Source organism: Escherichia whittamii, assembly GCF_014836715.1.
GTDB lineage: Bacteria > Pseudomonadota > Gammaproteobacteria > Enterobacterales > Enterobacteriaceae > Escherichia > Escherichia whittamii.
In genome coordinates this window covers 251,238-271,090 of record NZ_JACSQI010000003.1, presented here as the reverse complement: position 1 = coordinate 271,090, position 19,853 = coordinate 251,238, and the positions used below count along the sequence as shown (strand labels likewise).

The 19,853-nt window shown below is 51.0% G+C and carries 20 protein-coding genes; 13 read left to right on the top strand and 7 right to left on the bottom strand.

Features of this window, described 5'->3' with window-relative positions:
- Nucleotides 1–211 precede the first annotated feature (211 nt).
- The gene (tkt, locus tag H9644_RS07005; protein WP_064529747.1) at nucleotides 212–2,203 is read left to right on the top strand and encodes a transketolase; all 1,992 of its coding nucleotides are present in this window, start codon (nucleotides 212–214) and stop codon (nucleotides 2,201–2,203) included.
- Between the two features lie 217 nt (nucleotides 2,204–2,420).
- Here the strand turns inward: tkt and H9644_RS07000 are convergent, their stop codons facing one another.
- Nucleotides 2,421–3,329: a prohibitin family protein gene (locus H9644_RS07000; protein ID WP_064529748.1), complete on the bottom strand. Its 909-nt coding sequence runs from the start codon at nucleotides 3,327–3,329 to the stop codon at nucleotides 2,421–2,423.
- A 377-nt stretch (nucleotides 3,330–3,706) separates the two neighbouring features.
- On the opposite strand from H9644_RS07000, the gene cmtB reads away from it, so the two are divergent.
- From cmtB to H9644_RS06970, 6 genes are read left to right on the top strand one after another with little or no spacing between them, the layout of a single operon-like run.
- Nucleotides 3,707–4,150 carry a PTS mannitol transporter subunit IIA gene (gene cmtB, locus H9644_RS06995; RefSeq protein ID WP_064529749.1) on the top strand — a complete coding sequence of 148 codons (444 nt, stop codon included), beginning with the start codon at nucleotides 3,707–3,709 and terminating at the stop codon, nucleotides 4,148–4,150.
- Nucleotides 4,151–4,177: 27 nt separating this feature from the next.
- Nucleotides 4,178–5,566: a PTS mannitol transporter subunit IICB gene (cmtA, locus tag H9644_RS06990; protein WP_191773901.1), complete on the top strand. Its 1,389-nt coding sequence runs from the start codon at nucleotides 4,178–4,180 to the stop codon at nucleotides 5,564–5,566.
- Nucleotides 5,567–5,580: 14 nt separating this feature from the next.
- A complete protein-coding gene (locus H9644_RS06985) occupies nucleotides 5,581–6,858 on the top strand; it encodes a zinc-binding dehydrogenase (RefSeq protein WP_191773899.1) in 1,278 nt (425 codons plus the stop codon).
- On the top strand, nucleotides 6,855–7,820 hold the full coding sequence (gene glpX / locus H9644_RS06980) for a class II fructose-bisphosphatase (protein WP_191773897.1): 966 nt from the start codon (nucleotides 6,855–6,857) through the stop codon (nucleotides 7,818–7,820). The genes H9644_RS06985 and glpX overlap by 4 nt, the downstream gene beginning before the upstream one ends.
- Nucleotides 7,821–7,841: 21 nt before the next feature.
- Entirely contained in the window at nucleotides 7,842–8,351 is a 510-nt protein-coding gene (gene fumE / locus H9644_RS06975; protein WP_191773895.1) for a fumarase E, read from the top strand.
- Entirely contained in the window at nucleotides 8,348–9,061 is a 714-nt protein-coding gene (locus H9644_RS06970) for a nucleoside/nucleotide kinase family protein (RefSeq protein ID WP_064529754.1), read from the top strand. Before fumE ends, H9644_RS06970 begins: the two co-directional genes overlap by 4 nt.
- Here H9644_RS06970 and H9644_RS06965 read toward each other — a convergent pair.
- Genes H9644_RS06965 through H9644_RS06945 form a run of 5 tightly spaced genes read right to left on the bottom strand, consistent with a single transcriptional unit; the run spans nucleotide 9,033 to nucleotide 12,109 of the window.
- Nucleotides 9,033–9,710 (bottom strand): ABC transporter ATP-binding protein, encoded by a 678-nt coding sequence (locus tag H9644_RS06965; RefSeq protein WP_191773893.1) that lies wholly within the window; start codon nucleotides 9,708–9,710, stop codon nucleotides 9,033–9,035. The two genes, H9644_RS06970 and H9644_RS06965, sit on opposite strands and share 29 nt — an antisense overlap.
- Entirely contained in the window at nucleotides 9,704–10,381 is a 678-nt protein-coding gene (locus tag H9644_RS06960) for an ABC transporter ATP-binding protein (RefSeq protein ID WP_191773891.1), read from the bottom strand. The genes H9644_RS06965 and H9644_RS06960 overlap by 7 nt, the downstream gene beginning before the upstream one ends.
- Entirely contained in the window at nucleotides 10,369–11,076 is a 708-nt protein-coding gene (locus tag H9644_RS06955; RefSeq protein ID WP_191773889.1) for an energy-coupling factor transporter transmembrane component T, read from the bottom strand. Before H9644_RS06955 ends, H9644_RS06960 begins: the two co-directional genes overlap by 13 nt.
- Nucleotides 11,077–11,655 carry an ECF transporter S component gene (locus H9644_RS06950; RefSeq protein WP_064529758.1) on the bottom strand — a complete coding sequence of 193 codons (579 nt, stop codon included), beginning with the start codon at nucleotides 11,653–11,655 and terminating at the stop codon, nucleotides 11,077–11,079.
- 22 nt (nucleotides 11,656–11,677) lie between these two features.
- The gene (locus H9644_RS06945; protein ID WP_191773887.1) at nucleotides 11,678–12,109 is read right to left on the bottom strand and encodes a PPC domain-containing DNA-binding protein; all 432 of its coding nucleotides are present in this window, start codon (nucleotides 12,107–12,109) and stop codon (nucleotides 11,678–11,680) included.
- 372 nt (nucleotides 12,110–12,481) lie between these two features.
- Here H9644_RS06945 and epd point away from each other — a divergent pair, with 372 nt between their 5' ends.
- From epd to mscS, 4 genes are all read left to right on the top strand, one after another.
- The gene (epd, locus tag H9644_RS06940; protein ID WP_191773884.1) at nucleotides 12,482–13,501 is read left to right on the top strand and encodes an erythrose-4-phosphate dehydrogenase; all 1,020 of its coding nucleotides are present in this window, start codon (nucleotides 12,482–12,484) and stop codon (nucleotides 13,499–13,501) included.
- 48 nt (nucleotides 13,502–13,549) lie between these two features.
- The gene (pgk, locus tag H9644_RS06935; protein WP_064529761.1) at nucleotides 13,550–14,713 is read left to right on the top strand and encodes a phosphoglycerate kinase; all 1,164 of its coding nucleotides are present in this window, start codon (nucleotides 13,550–13,552) and stop codon (nucleotides 14,711–14,713) included.
- A gap of 90 nt (nucleotides 14,714–14,803) precedes the next feature.
- Nucleotides 14,804–15,883 carry a class II fructose-bisphosphate aldolase gene (gene fbaA / locus H9644_RS06930; RefSeq protein ID WP_000034372.1) on the top strand — a complete coding sequence of 360 codons (1,080 nt, stop codon included), beginning with the start codon at nucleotides 14,804–14,806 and terminating at the stop codon, nucleotides 15,881–15,883.
- Nucleotides 15,884–16,244: 361 nt separating this feature from the next.
- Complete coding sequence (gene mscS / locus H9644_RS06925) at nucleotides 16,245–17,120, top strand: small-conductance mechanosensitive channel MscS (protein WP_064529763.1); 876 nt, start codon at nucleotides 16,245–16,247, stop codon at nucleotides 17,118–17,120.
- Nucleotides 17,121–17,161: 41 nt separating this feature from the next.
- Here the strand turns inward: mscS and dctP are convergent, their stop codons facing one another.
- Complete coding sequence (dctP, locus tag H9644_RS06920; RefSeq protein WP_105289267.1) at nucleotides 17,162–18,205, bottom strand: TRAP transporter substrate-binding protein DctP; 1,044 nt, start codon at nucleotides 18,203–18,205, stop codon at nucleotides 17,162–17,164.
- A gap of 115 nt (nucleotides 18,206–18,320) precedes the next feature.
- On the opposite strand from dctP, the gene argO reads away from it, so the two are divergent.
- Entirely contained in the window at nucleotides 18,321–18,956 is a 636-nt protein-coding gene (gene argO / locus H9644_RS06915; protein WP_191773882.1) for an arginine exporter ArgO, read from the top strand.
- 92 nt (nucleotides 18,957–19,048) lie between these two features.
- A complete protein-coding gene (locus tag H9644_RS06910; protein ID WP_064529765.1) occupies nucleotides 19,049–19,789 on the top strand; it encodes an oxidative stress defense protein in 741 nt (246 codons plus the stop codon).
- Nucleotides 19,790–19,853 lie beyond the last annotated feature (64 nt).

The following is a 19,853-nucleotide window of genomic DNA, read 5'->3' as shown; positions in this document are numbered from 1 at the left end:
ATCCTGAGTATAAGGAAAAGCGCAGCGGACGAGCGAGCAGATTGCGCAACATGCGAGCATGATCCAGAGATTTCTGAAACGGCAAAAGGATGTTCCATGTACATGACGCGCGGCTTGCGGTAAATTGTTGGCAAATTTTCCGGCGTAGCCCAAAACGCGCTGTCGTCAAGTCGTTAAGGGCGTGCCCTTCATCATCCGATCTGGAGTCAAAATGTCCTCACGTAAAGAGCTTGCCAATGCTATTCGTGCGCTGAGCATGGACGCAGTACAGAAAGCCAAATCCGGTCACCCGGGCGCCCCGATGGGTATGGCTGACATTGCCGAAGTCCTGTGGCGTGATTTCCTGAAACACAACCCGCAGAATCCGTCCTGGGCTGACCGTGACCGCTTCGTGCTGTCCAACGGCCACGGCTCCATGCTGATCTACAGCCTGCTGCACCTCACTGGTTACGATCTGCCGATATCCGAGCTGAAAAACTTCCGTCAGCTGCATTCCAAAACGCCGGGCCACCCGGAAGTGGGTTACACCGCTGGTGTAGAAACCACCACTGGTCCGCTGGGTCAGGGTATTGCCAACGCAGTCGGTATGGCGATTGCAGAAAAAACGCTGGCGGCGCAGTTTAACCGTCCGGGTCACGACATTGTCGACCACTACACCTACGCCTTCATGGGCGACGGCTGCATGATGGAAGGCATTTCCCACGAAGTTTGCTCTCTGGCAGGTACGCTGAAGCTGGGTAAACTGATTGCGTTCTACGATGACAACGGCATCTCTATTGATGGTCACGTTGAAGGCTGGTTCACCGACGATACCGCAATGCGTTTCGAAGCCTACGGCTGGCACGTTATTCGCGACATCGACGGTCATGACGCAGCATCCATTAAACGCGCCGTAGAAGAAGCGCGCGCAGTGACTGACAAACCGTCCCTGCTGATGTGTAAAACCATCATCGGTTTCGGTTCACCAAACAAAGCCGGTACTCATGACTCCCACGGCGCGCCGCTGGGCGACGCTGAAATTGCACTGACCCGCGAACAGCTGGGTTGGAAATACGCGCCGTTCGAAATCCCGTCTGAAATCTATGCTCAGTGGGATGCGAAAGAAGCAGGCCAGGCGAAAGAATCCGCATGGAACGAGAAGTTTGCAGCTTACGCGAAAGCTTATCCGCAGGAAGCTGCTGAATTCACTCGTCGTATGAAAGGCGAAATGCCGTCTGACTTCGACGCGAAAGCGAAAGAGTTCATCGCTAAATTGCAGGCTAACCCGGCGAAAATCGCCAGCCGTAAAGCGTCTCAGAATGCTATCGAAGCGTTCGGCCCGCTGTTGCCGGAATTCCTCGGCGGTTCCGCTGACCTGGCGCCATCCAACCTGACTCTGTGGTCTGGTTCTAAAGCAATCAACGAAGATGCTGCGGGCAACTACATCCACTACGGTGTTCGCGAGTTCGGTATGACCGCGATTGCCAACGGTATCTCCCTGCACGGTGGCTTCCTGCCGTATACCTCCACCTTCCTGATGTTCGTGGAATACGCACGTAACGCCGTACGTATGGCTGCGCTGATGAAACAGCGTCAGGTGATGGTTTACACCCACGACTCCATCGGTCTGGGCGAAGATGGCCCGACTCACCAGCCGGTTGAGCAGGTGGCTTCTCTGCGCGTGACCCCGAACATGTCTACATGGCGTCCGTGCGACCAGGTTGAATCCGCGGTCGCGTGGAAATACGGCGTTGAGCGTCAGGACGGCCCGACTGCGCTGATCCTCTCCCGTCAGAACCTGGCGCAGCAGGAACGTACAGAAGAGCAGCTGGCAAACATCGCGCGCGGTGGCTATGTGCTGAAAGACTGCGCTGGTCAGCCAGAACTGATCTTCATCGCTACCGGTTCTGAAGTTGAACTGGCTGTCGCTGCATACGAAAAACTGACTGCCGAAGGCGTCAAAGCGCGCGTGGTTTCCATGCCGTCTACCGACGCATTCGACAAGCAGGATGCGGCTTACCGTGAATCCGTACTGCCGAAAGCGGTTACCGCGCGTGTTGCAGTGGAAGCAGGCATTGCTGACTACTGGTACAAGTATGTTGGCCTGAACGGTGCTATCGTCGGTATGACCACCTTCGGTGAATCTGCTCCGGCAGAGTTGCTGTTTGAAGAGTTCGGCTTCACCGTTGACAACGTTGTTGCGAAAGCAAAAGAACTGCTGTAATCGGTAAGATGCTTTGTGAGAAGGGCCGCGAAAGCGGCCCTTCATATTGTTGGCAAAGTGCGCGTTGTTCATGCCGGATGCGGCGTGAACGCCTTATCCGGCCTACGAAATCATGCAAATTCAATATATTGCAGGGACTGTGTAGGCCTGATAAGCATAGCGCATCAGGCAATTTAGCCTTTGCCATCAGTCTCAAGAGCCGCAAACGCGGCTCTTTTTACTTGGTGGAGATAAACGGAACGGTACTGCCGGGGATCATAGTATCGGGTAATTTGCCGTCCCAGCGTTCGGCAGTGGTGAGGGCCACAAGACCCGGATTGTCCCGCAGGGCTTCACCGCGCAGGCGGATAGCTTCTGCTTCTGCCGCACTTTTTAAACGAATAGTTTCAGCTTCAGCCGCGCCTCTTACGCGAATAGTCTCCGCTTCCGCTTTAGCTGCGGCCAGTTTACTGTCAGCTTCTGCCTGAGCCTGAGTTACCGCAATTTGCGCCTGGATTTTCTCCGTTTCCAGATTTTGTTTACGTGTGGCAATGGCGACTTCCGCTTTCATTCGATCTTCAATCGACTTCTCATAAGCGTCAGAAAAATCGATATTTTCAATTTGTACCCCGTCAATCACCACCGGCCCAACAACGGCTTTACGCATGGCATTTTGCAGATCCTGAACCAGCTTTGTACGATCCTGCACGGCGCTGATGGCCGTATATTGGCCGAAAACGTTCTCCAGTTGAGTTGGCAACTGACGGACAATCAGGCGATCTTTTAATGCTTCAATGGTGTTATAGGTGGTATATACCGCGCCAGCTTCTGAAGGTTTAATGTGGAAGCTGACTGATACTGTCATTTGTGCCGGTTGCTGGTCGCGGCTGTAGGCCTGTAATCCCTGATAGACCACGGCCTGATTACGCGTGGAAATTTTCTCCACGCTTTCCATAAACGGGATCTTAAAACCCAGACCCGGCTCGGCGACTTTTACTATTTTTCCGTAGCGCAGCAAAATGCCGCGTTCGCCTTCATTAACGGTGTAATATGAGAGAAATGGCAGCACAACCACGGCAAGAACGCCAATGGCGATAGCAATAGATTTTTGTGGGCGAAATGCGGTTATTGAAACAGGCGCTTTCATGTGAATCTTCCTTGAGTAAAGTGTGGGAATATGTCACATAAGGTGAAGAGAAAACAGCCAACAGGTGAGAATTCAGAATCTATAAAGAGGGCGAACGAAAAAACATTGGGTTAAATAAGTACGTTTTCGAACATTCAATAAACAAATAGTGATATTTATCACAAATATGGCAACGCATAAAATGTTAATTATGTGATGTATATAACAAATACAAAGTTGACTTTAAAAATATCAATTCCATCTAATTGTTATTTAACGTTTTATTATTTTGGTTTGTGGGATTTTTATTCTCACGCACCCAATTGCTTTCATTAAATCTCACGCGTATTTTATTTTTACCGCTGGACGGTACCCTAAAAATAAAATAAGGATGATTTATGCGGCTTATTGATTATTTTCCAGAGTCATCAATCTCAGTTATACATTCAGCAAAAGACTGGCAGGAAGCTATCGATTTTTCGATGGCATCATTGCTGGATAAAAACTATATCAGCGAGAATTACATTCAGGCCATTAAAGATTCCACTATTAACAATGGCCCTTATTATATTCTCGCCCCAGGTGTAGCAATGCCTCATGCGCGACCGGAATGTGGGGCGCTTAAAACCGGGATGTCGCTGACATTACTCGAACAGCCTGTGTATTTTCCTGAGAATGACGAACCGATTAAATTACTCATCGGGCTTTCGGCTGCCGATGCCGATTCACACATTGACGCTATTCAGGCGTTAAGTGAATTACTGTGCGAAGAAGAAATACTCGAACAACTATTAACAGCAACATCAGAAAAACAATTAGCGGACATTATCAACCGCGGATAATGACTCTCTCCTCTACAGGATAATATTATGGAAAACAAGTCTGCTCGTGCAAAGGTCCAGGCTTTTGGGGGATTTTTGACTGCAATGGTCATCCCCAATATTGGTGCTTTTATTGCCTGGGGTTTTATTACTGCATTATTTATTCCTACTGGTTGGCTGCCTAACGAACATTTCGCCAAAATTGTCGGCCCGATGATTACCTATTTATTGCCCGTGATGATTGGTTCTACCGGTGGTCATCTGGTCGGCGGTAAACGCGGCGCGGTCATGGGCGGAATCGGTACTATCGGTGTTATTGTCGGTGCTGAAATTCCGATGTTCCTGGGCTCGATGATTATGGGACCGTTAGGTGGTCTGGTCATCAAATATGTCGATAAGGCACTGGAAAAACGTATACCTGCTGGTTTTGAGATGGTTATCAATAACTTCTCATTAGGTATCGCGGGGATGATCCTCTGTCTGTTGGGTTTTGAAGTTATCGGCCCGGCGGTGTTAATTGCCAATACTTTCGTCAAAGAGTGTATTGAGGCGCTGGTACATGCGGGCTATCTGCCTCTGCTGTCTGTTATCAATGAACCGGCGAAAGTGCTTTTCCTCAATAACGCGATCGATCAAGGCGTCTATTACCCGTTGGGGATGCAACAGGCTTCGGTTAACGGTAAATCCATCTTCTTTATGGTGGCGTCCAACCCGGGGCCTGGCTTAGGGCTGCTGCTGGCATTCACTCTGTTTGGTAAAGGGATGAGTAAGCGCTCTGCACCTGGTGCGATGATTATTCACTTCCTCGGTGGGATACACGAACTGTATTTCCCGTATGTGCTGATGAAGCCGCTGACCATTATCGCCATGATTGTGGGCGGTATGTCTGGCACCTGGATGTTTAATTTGCTGGACGGTGGTCTGGTTGCTGGCCCAAGCCCGGGGTCTATCTTTGCCTACCTGGCGCTGACGCCGAAAGGCTCGTTCCTGGCGACGATTGCCGGAGTTACGGTAGGCACGCTGGTGTCTTTTGTCATCACTTCCCTGATACTGAAGATGGAAAAAACAGTGGAAACTGAGAGTGAAGATGAATTTACCGAGTCTGCCAATGCGGTTAAAGCAATGAAGCAGGAAGGTGCATTCTCGTTAAGCCGTATTAAGCGTATTGCCTTTGTTTGCGATGCGGGGATGGGCTCTAGCGCGATGGGCGCAACCACCTTCCGTAAGCGTCTGGAAAAAGCAGGGCTGGCAATTGAAGTAAAACATTACGCCATCGAAAACGTACCTGCGGATGCTGATATCGTCGTCACTCACGCCAGTCTGGAAGGGCGAGTGAAGCGCGTGACGGATAAGCCGCTGATATTGATTAATAACTATATTGGCGATCCAAAACTCGACACTTTATTTAGCCAATTAACCGCTGAACATAAAAACTGATTGCCGAGGTAAAAATGAAAACTAAAGTTGCTGCTATTTATGGCAAGCGGGATGTCCGTCTGCGCGAATTTGAATTGCCCGAAATTACTGATAACGAACTTTTGGTCAGTGTTATTTCCGACAGCGTCTGTTTATCGACATGGAAAGCGGCGTTGCTCGGCAGCGAACATAAACGAGTGCCGGATGATTTAGAAAATCATCCGGTCATTACCGGGCATGAATGCGCTGGCGTGATTGTTGAGGTGGGTAAAAATCTCACCGACAAATATAAAAAAGGTCAGCGATTTGTATTGCAACCGGCAATGGGGCTACCAAGCGGATATTCAGCGGGCTACAGTTACGAGTATTTTGGCGGTAACGCCACCTATATGATTATTCCCGAAATCGCGATTAATTTGGGCTGCGTATTACCGTATCACGGCTCTTATTTTGCTGCGGCGTCGCTGGCGGAGCCGATGTGCTGCATTATTGGCGCTTATCATGCCAATTATCACACTACGCAATATGTTTATGAACATCGCATGGGCGTCAAACCTGGCGGCAATATTGCTCTGCTGGCGTGTGCTGGCCCGATGGGGATTGGCGCTATCGATTATGCTATTAACGGCGATATACAACCGTCGCGGGTGGTGGTGGTCGATATCGACGAAAAACGCCTGGCGCAGGTGCAGAAGCTGTTGCCGGTGGAACTGGCGGCCAGTAAAGGCATTGAGCTGGTATATGTGAATACCAAAGGGATGAGCGATCCAGTCCAGATGCTGCGGGCGCTGACAGGAGATGCCGGGTTCGATGACATTTTTGTTTATGCGGCGGTGCCTGCTGTCGTTGAGATGGCTGACGAATTACTGGCGGAAGATGGCTGCCTGAACTTCTTTGCCGGGCCGACGGATAAAAACTTCAAAGTGCCGTTTAATTTCTACAACGTCCATTACAACAGCACGCACGTCGTCGGTACATCCGGCGGTTCAACGGACGATATGAAAGAGGCGATTACCCTTAGCGCCACGGGGCAGTTGCAGCCGTCGTTTATGGTGACGCATATCGGTGGGCTGGATGCGGTGCCAGAAACAGTGCTCAATTTGCCGGATATCCCAGGTGGTAAAAAACTCATTTATAACGGCGTCACCATGCCGCTCACCGCCATTGCCGATTTTGCCGAAAAAGGCAAAACCGATCCGTTGTTTAGAGAGCTGGCGCGGCTGGTTGAGGAAACGCACGGTATCTGGAATGAGCAGGCCGAGAAATATCTGCTGGCGCAATTTGGCGTTGATATCGGGGAGGCCGCGCAATGATGTCCCTGGCGTGGCCATTATTTCGCGTTACGGAGCAGGCAGCGTTGGCTGCCTGGCCGCAAACCGGATGTGGCGACAAAAATAAAATTGATGGTCTGGCGGTTGCCGCGATGCGTCAGGCGTTGAACGACGTTGCTTTTCGTGGGCGAGTAGTTATCGGCGAGGGGGAAATTGACCATGCGCCGATGCTGTGGATTGGCGAAGAGGTGGGTAAGGGTGATGGGCCAGAAGTCGATATCGCGGTTGATCCGATTGAAGGCACGCGGATGGTGGCGATGGGGCAGAGCAATGCGCTGGCGGTCATGGCCTTTGCCCCACGAGGCAGCCTGTTACACGCGCCCGATATGTATATGAAAAAGCTGGTTGTTAATCGACTGGCGGCGGGCGCGATTGATCTGTCTTTGCCTCTGACGGACAACCTGCGCAACGTGGCAAACGTGTTGGGTAAACCACTGGACCAGCTTCGCATGGTTACGCTGGATAAACCCCGTCTTCGGGCCGCAATTGAGGAAGCGGCACAACTGGGCGTGAAGGTTTTTGCTCTGCCAGATGGCGATGTCGCCGCCAGCGTGCTGACCTGCTGGCAGGACAATCCTTACGACGTGATGTACACCATCGGCGGTGCGCCGGAAGGCGTTATTTCTGCCTGTGCTGTTAAAGCGTTAGGCGGGGATATGCAGGCCGAGCTGATTGATTTTTGTCAGGCCAAAGGAGATTACACGGAAAATCGCCAGGTGGCTGAACAGGAACGCCAGCGTTGCAGGGAAATGGGTGTTGAAGTGAACCGTGTGTACTCGCTCGACGAACTGGTGAAGGGTAACGATATCCTCTTTAGCGCCACGGGTGTAACGGGCGGAGAGCTGGTGAACGGTATCCAACAGACGGCGAATGGGGTGCGGACGCAGACATTACTAATCGGCGGCGCGGACCAAACGTGTAATATAATAGACTCCCTGCATTGATGGTGATCTATCGGAAGACCAATGGCGACGCTGACAGAAGATGATGTGCTTGAGCAACTGGATGCACAGGACAATTTATTTTCATTTATGAAAACTGCGCATGCCATTTTGCTCCAGGGGATACGCCAGTTTCTGCCGTCGCTGTTTGTCGATAACGATGAAGAGATCGTCGAATATGCAGTGAAGCCGTTGCTCGCCCAAAGCGGCCCGCTTGACGATATTGATGTTGCGCTGCGTTTGATTTATGCGCTGGGGAAAATGGATAAATGGCTGTACGCCGATATCACGCATTTTTCCCAGTTCTGGCATTACCTGAATGAACAGGATGAAATGCCCGGATTTAACGATGACATTACCTGGGATTTTATCAGCAACCTCAATAGCATAACCCGCAATGCGACGCTCTATGACGCGTTAAAAGCGATGAAGTTCGCCGATTTCGCCGTCTGGTCAGAGGCACGTTTTAGCGGGATGGTCAAAACGGCGCTGACGCTGGCAGTAACGACAACTTTAAAGGAATTAACGCCGTGAAAATCGAACTGACGGTGAATGGACTAAAGGTACAGGCGCAGTACTCTGATGATGAAATTGAAAATGTACATAAACCGCTACTGCGTATGCTGGCGGCCTTACAGACGGTAAATCCGCAGCGACGTACGGTGGTATTTCTGTGTGCTCCACCGGGGACGGGTAAGTCCACCTTAACTACCTTCTGGGAATATCTCGCGCAACAAGACCCCGAACTACCCGCTATTCAGACGCTACCGATGGATGGCTTTCACCATTACAACACCTGGCTGGATGAACATCAGCTACGCCCTTACAAAGGTGCGCCGCAGACGTTCGATGTGGCAAAACTGGCGGAGAATTTACGTCAGGCCGCGCAGGGTAACTGTACGTGGCCGCAGTATGATCGACAAAAGCATGATCCTGTTGAAGATGCGTTGCACGTTACCGCGCCGCTCGTCATCGTCGAAGGAAACTGGCTATTACTGGATGACGAGCAGTGGCGCACGTTAGCGCAATTTTGTGATTTCTCGATATTTATCAAAGCGCCCGCATCTGCATTGCGGGAGCGTCTGGTGGGGCGCAAGCTGGCGGGCGGATTATCGCAGGCAGACGCAGAAGCCTTTTATGAACGTACCGACGGGCCGAATGTTCGTCGGGTGCTTGAACAGAGTCAGCCCGCAAATTTAACCTTAATGATGACCGCTACGGGTGAATATCGCCTGGTGGATTAACGTTTCTTATTACACCGCCTTCCAGTCGCACAACGCGAGAGAAATGACGCCGGGTAAATGCGGCGTCATGACTGATTGCTACGACGCTCGTGCCTCGCTGGCGGCACTTTTCCAGCCAGCTTTCAAACGCGCTCAACCAATTTTCGTCAAAATCCCGACTCGGCTCGTCCAGTAGTAATAGTGGCGGAGAGAGTGCTTCCAGGCAGGCGACGGCGACCATCCGTCGCTGCGCACTATGCAGATCTAACGGGTGCGCGCTGGCAACGTCTGCTAACTGACAACATTGCAAGGCAGCATTGGTGCGTTGAGCGATTTCATCCGCCGGGCATTTTTGTAGTTTCAAACCAAATGAGATTTCTTCGGCGACGGTACTGTGAAACAACTGGTTTTCCGCTTCCTGAAACAGTACGCCAATGTTTGCCGCACGTTGGCGGTTCTTCAGGTTTTTCATCGCCTGTTGTTGCAGCATAACCGTACCGGCTGTGGGCGTAAGAAGACCTGCCATTACTCGCAACAGTGTCGATTTTCCCGCGCCATTGTCGCCAGTCAGCGCCTGCCATTCACCTTGTTTGAGTTGCAGAGAAATGTCGCAAAGACAATCCGTTGCCGCGCCAGGCCAGCGATAAGTTACCTGATTTAACGTTAACATAATGGCTGGATCGCGCCGTTTTGCAGTTGCCACGCTTGTTGGCAATAGTTCAGGAAAGGTGTGCGATGACGTTCAAAAAGAATAACCAGCGAACCGCGTTCCAGCGCCCAGTGTTGCAAACGCTGCAACAACATTTCGCTGGCCTGCGGCGTCAGGCGGCTAAAGGCTTCATCAAGAATTAATAGCTTTGGTTGCATGGCGATGGCGCAGGCAATCACCACGCGTTGGGTTTCCCCACCGGAGAGTGTTGCAGGGTGGCGATGGCGCAACGGCAGGCACTCAGCCAGGGTCAGGGCAGCGTCAATTCGCGCCATAATCTCTGCTTCAGCAAGACACAGATTTTCTGGTCCAAAGGCAACTTCTTCTTCCACGCTAAAGGTACAGCCGGAGAGCTGCAAATAGGGCGATTGCTGGACGAGTTGGATAGTGGCGGATTGTTCATTGAGCGGGAGCAGCCCAATGGGTGTACCGAGAAGCGTTCCCGTGCCTGCAATTTCTCCAGGCAGAAAATCCGGATACCAGCCCGCCATCAGTTGCGCCAGCGTACTTTTGCCACTGCCGTTGTTACCAAAGATGGCGATCATCCCCGGTTTGGCATAGTGAAAGTCATAAATGAACGGAGGATTTGTTGGGTGTGCAGGGAAATAGCAAAACTGTTCTAACGTAACCATAGCCACACTCCGGGTTCTGCCAGCATCAGCAAGATCATGATGTAACGAGCCATTTTTTCCAGGTTACTATCAGGCGGCTCCCACAACGTTGTTCGTCGGTTGCGGATTCGAAATGCCCGCATATCCAGCGCCGCACCACGGACTGCCAGATCGTTAAGCGCATTGTGTGTTAGCGGAATAATTAACGCGGGCATCGCGCGTAAACGCTGATACCAGCTCTCATCCAGCGGCACGCCGCGAGCGCACTGCGCTTCATGAATAATCGCTAATTGCCGTTTTAATTGCTCCACGACCAACAACGGCCCGGCAAAAAGATAAGCGACGCCCGGCGGCAGGCGAGAAGCAAACAAAGCGCGGATAAAACGTTGCACGGGGACGTATTGCATCCACAACTGCGAGGTTGAGACGATAGCCAGAATCCGCAGCCAGAGCGTAATTGCATGCGCCCACCGTTCTGCAGAGCGCGGTGTGCCACTTATCCATTCAGTCAGCCAGCCACCGTGCACCAGCCATAGCCCGGCCCCCAGCGAGAACATCAGCCAGGCGACATATTTTGCTCGCCGCCGCGTGGCCTTTAGCGCAATAAGGCAGAAAAAAGTCGCCGCGCTATAGACCGGCAATATTGTCTGTGCGGGCAGGATAAGCGTGGTGCAGGCCGCCAGCGCCCACAGCGTTAAGGAAGTAAACGGATGCATTTAGCGCACGGCAGCCATTGCCGGAAAATGGCGAGTGGTGCGAATCGGCAGTTGTCGGAGTAAAAGCCAGACAATCACCGCCGTGAGAATTTTGTCGACCAGGTTCGCGCCCATTACCGTAATTGCCACCGACTCCACCAGGTTTTGCCCCATCGAGTGCATCCAGGCGACGAACAAATCGGCTCCGCTTCCTGTCACGCCGCCGAACAGCGCAGTACGGAGTGGCACAGCAACGACGGTGACCGCCAGGGTAATCATCACGCCGCTGACAATGACCTTCGGCAGAGTGCGAAACCAACCCGCCCGCGCCAGCCAACCTGCAACCAGACCAATAACCATTGCCACAGGAGCAAATGCAGCGGCGATTGGGTCAGTCAGTAATCCCCAGAGTAAATTGGTTAGTAAGCCGGTCAACATTCCAATAACCGGACCAAGCAGTACCGCGCTAATAAGTGTGCCGATGGAGTCGAGAAAAATAGGTAATTTAACCATGCTGGCAAGTTGACCGCCGATCATGTTGATGGCGATAGAGATAACGATCAGCACCAGAGCCTGACTGGAAAAGTGGCGACGCGCCATAAGAAAACCTCTCTGAAAATAGTTATTTAATGGGGGAAATATGCAACTCGTCGTAACCAGAAAGCGCGCAAGGCTGGCGGCTAAACGCCAGTTCCTCAAGGCTGCCGATCACCAGTTCAAGCGTGGTACGAACGGTACAGCCAGGCATCATGTGGCCGCCAAGCATCGCGCCGTGTGGGTCCGAAACGCAGAGATGAAGATGCTCGCCAGTGTGTTCCAGCGTGCCGTTCAGTGCGATCACTTCAAATTTCCCACTGAGGAGAGTGGTGTTTTCTTGCCCGGCATAGCGCAAGGCGACGTCAGTCAGACTGCCGGTACAACCGGCAATCCACGCGGCGTGGAGCTGTTGCTGTTGCGCGAAGGAATGTAATAGGGAGAGAACTTCCTGCCCGGGGAGCAGGCGCAGCGTGAAAAAGCGTGCGGAGGAAGAATAAGGGTAGGGCAATGTCATCATTGGAGTACTCCGAAACTCGGACGTATTGCGGATGATATCGACGCTGTATCAGTCATATTCTGATATAAATCAGGGTTTGTGACGGCACAACGAAAAGATTTTGCTACGCTTATTCGTGATTCTGCAAAAGTGGAATAAATTCCAACGCATCAGGCCTGAAAATGTGACGTAAGTCAGATAATTGTCTTCTTTGACTGGACAATCATTCCTTTTATTCCATGTTTCGCTTATCCTAGCTGAAGCGTTTCAGTCGATTAAATGTTCGACAATTAACCAATCAGTCGCAGTTTGCGACAGGTAAGGTTTCCCCGAACGATTTGCTGGATTACTCTGTCTGGCAAATTTGCTCAGGGAAAGCCTTGCAGGAGATCTATGACCGTACGCGTAGCGATAAATGGCTTCGGTCGCATCGGGCGTAATGTGGTTCGTGCTTTGTATGAATCAGGACGTCGGGCGGAAATTACCGTGGTGGCAATCAACGAATTGGCGGATGCTGCGGGCATGGCGCATTTGTTGAAATATGACACCAGCCATGGCCGTTTTGCATGGGAAGTCCGTGAGGAACGCGACCAACTTTTTGTTGGTGATGATGCCATCCGCGTATTGCATGAACGCTCACTGCAATCGCTTCCCTGGCGTGAACTCGGTGTTGATGTGGTTCTCGACTGCACCGGCGTATATGGCACCCGCGAGCATGGCGAAGCGCACATTGTCGCCGGGGCCAAAAAAGTGCTCTTTTCACATCCTGGCAGTAACGATCTCGATGCTACCGTTGTTTATGGCGTCAATCAGGATCAACTTCGTGCGGAACACCGCATCGTTTCTAACGCTTCCTGTACCACGAATTGCATAATTCCCGTCATCAAATTGTTAGATGATGCGTACGGTATTGAGTCCGGCACTGTGACCACAATTCACTCCGCCATGCACGATCAACAGGTTATTGATGCGTATCATCCTGACCTGCGCCGCACCCGGGCAGCCAGCCAGTCGATCATTCCGGTCGATACCAAACTGGCCGCGGGTATCACACGATTTTTTCCGCAGTTTAACGATCGTTTTGAAGCGATTGCGGTGCGTGTGCCAACCATTAATGTGACGGCAATCGATTTAAGCGTGACGGTGAAGAAACCTGTAAAAGCCAATGAAGTCAACCAGTTGCTGCAAAAAGCAGCACAAGGTGCATTTCATGGTATAGTTGACTATACGGAATTGCCGTTAGTCTCGATAGATTTTAACCACGATCCGCACAGTGCCATTGTCGATGGCACTCAAACCCGGGTCAGTGGCGCACACCTGATCAAAACGTTGGTCTGGTGCGATAACGAATGGGGCTTTGCTAACCGAATGCTAGACACAACGTTAGCCATGGCCGCTGTTGCTTTCAGGTAAGACGCGTGCGCGTCTACAAAACTTTTAGAATCAACGAGAGGATTCACCATGTCTGTAATTAAGATGACCGATCTGGATCTTGCTGGGAAACGTGTATTTATCCGTGCGGATCTGAACGTACCAGTAAAAGACGGGAAAGTAACCAGCGACGCGCGTATCCGTGCTTCTCTGCCAACCATCGAACTGGCCCTGAAACAAGGCGCAAAAGTGATGGTCACTTCCCACCTGGGTCGTCCTACCGAAGGCGAGTACAACGAAGAATTCTCTCTGCTGCCGGTTGTTAACTACCTGAAAGAAAAACTGTCTAACCCGGTTCGCCTGGTTAAAGATTACCTCGACGGCGTTGACGTTGCTGAAGGTGAACTGGTTGTTCTGGAAAACGTTCGCTTCAACAAAGGCGAGAAGAAAGACGACGAAACCCTGTCCAAAAAATACGCTGCACTGTGCGACGTATTCGTAATGGACGCATTCGGTACTGCTCACCGTGCGCAGGCTTCTACTCACGGTATCGGTAAGTTCGCAGACGTTGCGTGCGCAGGTCCGCTGCTGGCTGCTGAACTGGACGCGTTGGGTAAAGCACTGAAAGAACCGGCTCGTCCGATGGTGGCTATCGTTGGTGGTTCTAAAGTTTCTACCAAACTGACCGTTCTGGACTCCCTGTCTAAAATCGCTGACCAGCTGATCGTTGGTGGTGGTATCGCTAACACCTTTATCGCGGCACAAGGCCACGATGTGGGTAAATCCCTGTACGAAGCTGACCTGGTTGACGAAGCTAAACGTCTGCTGACTACCTGCAACATTCCGGTTCCGTCTGATGTTCGCGTAGCAACTGAGTTCTCTGAAACTGCTCCGGCTACTCTGAAATCTGTTAACGACGTGAAAGCTGACGAGCAGATCCTGGATATCGGCGACGCTTCCGCTCAGGAACTGGCTGAAATCCTGAAGAATGCGAAAACCATTCTGTGGAATGGCCCGGTTGGCGTGTTCGAATTCCCGAACTTCCGTAAAGGTACTGAAATCGTGGCTAACGCTATCGCAGACAGCGAAGCGTTCTCCATCGCTGGTGGCGGTGACACTCTGGCAGCAATCGACCTGTTCGGCATTGCTGACAAAATCTCCTACATCTCCACTGGCGGCGGCGCATTCCTCGAATTCGTGGAAGGTAAAGTACTGCCTGCAGTAGCGATGCTCGAAGAGCGCGCTAAGAAGTAAAAAATCACAGGGCAGGGAAACCTGCCCTTGTTTCAGCGCGCTCATGTAGCACGCACTTTTTCTACAGCCCGACGATACAGGACAAGAGACATGTCTAAGATTTTTGATTTCGTAAAACCTGGCGTAATCACTGGTGATGACGTACAGAAAGTTTTCCAGGTAGCAAAAGAAAACAACTTCGCACTGCCAGCAGTAAACTGCGTCGGTACTGACTCCATCAACGCCGTACTGGAAACCGCTGCTAAAGTTAAAGCGCCGGTTATCGTTCAGTTCTCCAACGGTGGTGCTTCCTTTATCGCTGGTAAAGGCGTGAAATCTGACGTTCCGCAGGGCGCTGCTATCCTGGGGGCGATCTCTGGTGCGCATCACGTTCACCAGATGGCTGAACACTATGGTGTTCCGGTTATCCTGCATACCGACCACTGCGCGAAGAAACTGCTGCCGTGGATCGACGGTCTGCTGGACGCGGGTGAAAAACACTTCGCTGCTACTGGTAAGCCGCTGTTCTCTTCTCACATGATCGACCTGTCTGAAGAATCTCTGCAAGAGAACATCGAAATCTGCTCTAAATACCTGGAGCGCATGTCCAAAATCGGCATGACTCTGGAAATCGAACTGGGTTGCACCGGTGGTGAAGAAGACGGCGTGGACAACAGCCACATGGACGCTTCTGCACTGTACACCCAGCCGGAAGACGTTGATTACGCATACACCGAGTTGAGCAAAATCAGCCCGCGCTTCACCATCGCAGCTTCCTTCGGTAACGTACACGGTGTATACAAGCCGGGTAACGTCGTTCTGACCCCGACCATCCTGCGCGACTCTCAGGAATATGTTTCCAAGAAACACAACCTGCCGCACAACAGCCTGAACTTCGTATTCCACGGCGGTTCCGGTTCTACTGCTCAGGAAATCAAAGACTCTGTAAGCTACGGTGTAGTTAAAATGAACATCGATACCGACACCCAATGGGCGACCTGGGAAGGTGTTCTGAACTACTACAAAGCGAACGAAGCTTACCTGCAGGGCCAGCTGGGCAACCCGAAAGGCGAAGATCAGCCGAACAAGAAATACTACGATCCGCGCGTATGGCTGCGTGCCGGTCAGACTTCAATGATCGCTCGTCTGGAAAAAGCATTCCAGGAACTGAACGCGATCGACGTTCTGTAAGATATTCCTTTCTGCTTTTCTCAAGGCCCGCTCTGCGGGTCTTTTTTTCGCCAAAAGCAAAATTGCCTGATGCGCTGCGCTTATCAGGCCTACGTGATCTCTGCAATATATTGAATTTGCATGCTTGCGTAGGCTGGATAAGGCGTTCACGCCGCATCCGGCATGAACAAAGCGCACTTTGTCAACAATCTGAGGCCGCCAGGATAGAGGGGATTTTTTCGCCAAAAGCAAGGTGATGCACCTAAGAAATCTGTGATCTATTTGGCAAAATTATGCTTTATTGTTTACCCTTGTCAGACAGCCCGTCATAAGGCGGCGGAGTGTATTTCTCCATTTTGAGTCAGTTGAAAAGGAATATTGAATGGAAGATTTGAATGTTGTCGATAGCATACACGGTGCAGGTTCCTGGTTGGTGAACAACCAGGCGCTGTTGCTGAGTTATGCTGTAAACATCGTGGCGGCTCTCGCGATCATCATCATTGGTTTGATTATCGCGCGGATGATCTCCAACGCGGTGAATCGCCTGATGATCTCCCGTAACATAGATGCCACCGTTGCTGATTTTATCTCTGCATTAGCCCGATATGCGATTATTGCCTTTACGCTGATCGCAGCGTTAGGTCGCGTGGGCGTTCAAACCGCATCGGTTATCGCCGTGCTGGGTGCCGCAGGTTTGGCTGTAGGTTTGGCGTTGCAGGGTTCTCTGTCTAACCTGGCCGCTGGCGTGTTGCTGGTGCTGTTCCGCCCGTTCCGTGCCGGTGAATATGTCGACCTCGGCGGTGTTGCCGGTACAGTGCAGAGCGTACAGATTTTCTCCACCACTATGCGTACTGCAGACGGTAAAATAATTGTTATTCCGAACGGAAAAATTATTGCCGGAAATATTATTAACTTCTCCCGTGAGCCTGCACGCCGCAACGAATTTATTATTGGCGTGGCGTATGATTCCGATATCGATCAGGTTAAGCAAATCCTGACCGATATTATTCAGTCTGACGATCGTATTCTGAAAGATCGCGAAATGACCGTACGCCTGAACGAACTTGGTGCATCGTCGATTAATTTCGTCGTCCGTGTCTGGAGCAACAGCGGCGATCTGCAAAACGTTTACTGGGATGTGCTGGAACGTATTAAACGCGAGTTTGATGCCGCAGGTATCAGCTTCCCGTATCCGCAAATGGATGTGAACTTCAAGCGAGTGAAAGAAAATAAAGAGCGCGAAGCGGTAACACGTTAATCATGTAAAGCGCCCATAGAAGTTATGGGCGCATTACCCAATTAACGCATTGTTTCATCAAGTATATTGGCAACTTTTTGTATGACTTCCCCGGCATTGTCCACGCCTTCAGTCTTTTGCTTTTCTACCCACTGAGTTTGCTCTTGCTGATAATCAATCGCTTTCTGCCAGGCGTCCAGTTCTGATTTTTTCAGATAGCGAACATGTGCACCTTCCTGCTCGAGCGTTTTTACCATGTTGATCAGATTGTTATCTAATGCCTGGCCTAGCGCCTTCTGGGTTGTAATGGCTGCTCGTTGAATCGCCTCGCGATCTTGAGTACTGAGGCTTTCCCAGGTGTGTTTATTCATCGTCAAAAGATAAACATGGCCGAGCCAGAGCGAAGGAGATAGCAACACATTCGGCGCAGCACGTTCAGCATGGATGTCATATCCGCTATCGAGATTGACCATTAAGCCATCGAGTTGCCCGTCACGGAGGGCTGTTGTGATTTGCTCATTCCACGGTAAGGTTACGGTTTTTGCTCCCGTATGACTTAAATAAGCCCGATGCCAGAAACTGGCTGTGCGCCAGGTGGTTCCCTGAAGATCGGTTAATGTCTGAATGGGTTTGGTGGAAAAAAAGCCTACCGGGTAGCCAAGGAAAAATTGTAAGTTCACGACATTGTTACGCTCAAGTTCAGCGTTAAATTCGGGAATTTCCGCATATACGCGACGAAAGAATTCAACCTGACTGGCTCCATGATCCGGGCCAATAGCAAAGCTCTTGAAGATTTGATGAAGCGGTAATTGTTTCGCTGTGTATTCCGGCACCACTATACCCATATCAGCTTTGCCGCCATCGCTTATCGTCGCCAGTGCATCATAGCTGATGGCGGTTTCACCGTTCCAGTGTGGTTCAATTTTCAAACGTCCCTGCGACTCTTTTTCAATTTCTGCAAAAAATGTCTCTTGAATCAGTTGGGTACGCATTCCACCAAAGGGTTCATGATCGGTATAGCGCAGGATTTTTTCTGTGGCAAAATTGGGGGGAGATATCAGAAGTAATCCTGATAAAAGAAAGGGGAGTAATTGTCGGTAGTGCATATCTGTTCCCTCAGTTTATTAATTAAACTTATACTATATTAATATTATCAATTATCCCTAATGTTATTCCCGCGCTATAGTCTGCGCATCAGATAATTAGCCCGGAATAAATTACGTGATATCTTATTACTTTCAAGGCCTTGCACTTGGTGCGGCTATGATCCTGCCGCTCGGCCCACAAAATGCTTTTGTGATGAATCAGGGCATTCGCCGCCAGTACCACATTATGATTGCCTTGCTCTGCGCGATGAGCGATTTGGTCCTGATTTGCGCCGGGATTTTTGGTGGTAGCGCGTTATTGATGCAGTCACCGTGGTTGCTGGCGCTGGTGACCTGGGGCGGTGTGGCTTTCTTGCTGTGGTATGGCTTTGGTGCTTTTAAAACGGCGATGAGCAGTAATATTGAGCTGGTCAGTGCTGAAGTGAGGAAGCAGGGACGTTGGAAAATTATTGCCACTATGCTGGCGGTAACCTGGCTGAATCCGCATGTTTACCTGGATACCTTTGTGGTATTGGGCAGCCTGGGCGGGCAGCTTGATGTCGAGCCAAAACGTTGGTTTGCGCTCGGGACGATTAGCGCCTCTTTCCTGTGGTTTTTTGGCCTGACGTTATTAGCGGCCTGCCTGGCACCGCGTCTGCGCACGGCAAAAGCACAGCGCATCATCAATTTTGTGGTGGGCTGCGTTATGTGGTTTATTGCTCTGCAACTGGCGAAAGATGGTATTGCTCATGCACAAGCCTTGTTCAGTTAGGCGCTATCTGATGGAAAAATAAAACAGAGACGTTAAGCTTGCCTCCAGAGGTCCTGAATTTTGGGCAAGTCAATTAACACGGAGAGACTAACGTGAAGTTCAAAGTTATCGCCCTGGCGGCATTGATGGGTTTCAGCGGGATGGCAGTACAGGCCAATGAACTACCGGATGGTCCGCACATTGTCACTTCAGGAACGGCAAGCGTTGATGCGGTGCCTGATATCGCTATTCTTGCTATTGAAGTTAACGTGACGGCGAAGGATGCCGCGTCTGCCAAGAAGCAGGCGGATGAGCGCGTCGCGCAATATATCTCTTTCCTTGAACTCAATCAGATCGCGAAAAAAGATATCAGTTCCGCGAATTTGCGTACCCAGCCAGACTACGATTACCAGGATGGTAAAAGTATCCTGAAAGGCTACCGTGCCGTGAGAACGGTGGAAGTCACGCTTCGTCAGTTAGACAAACTGAATTCCTTGCTGGATGGCGCGTTGAAGGCCGGACTCAACGAAATTCGTTCTGTGTCGTTGGGCGTGGCGCAGCCGGATGCCTATAAAGACAAAGCGCGTAAGGCAGCGATTGATAACGCGATTCATCAGGCTCAGGAGCTGGCGAACGGCTTTAATCGCAAACTGGGGCCGGTATATAGCGTGCGCTACCATGTTTCCAATTATCAGCCCAGCCCAATGGTACGCATGATGAAAGCCGATGCCGCGCCGGTTTCCGCCCAGGAAACTTACGAGCAGGCCGCTATTCAGTTTGATGATCAGGTCGATGTGGTCTTCCAGTTAGAACCAGTGGATCAACAGCCCGCTAAAACACCTGCCGCACAATAATACTTGTAGCCCGACTTATTTGTCGGGCTAATGTCTTTATCTGATATCGCCTCTTTTTTCTGTA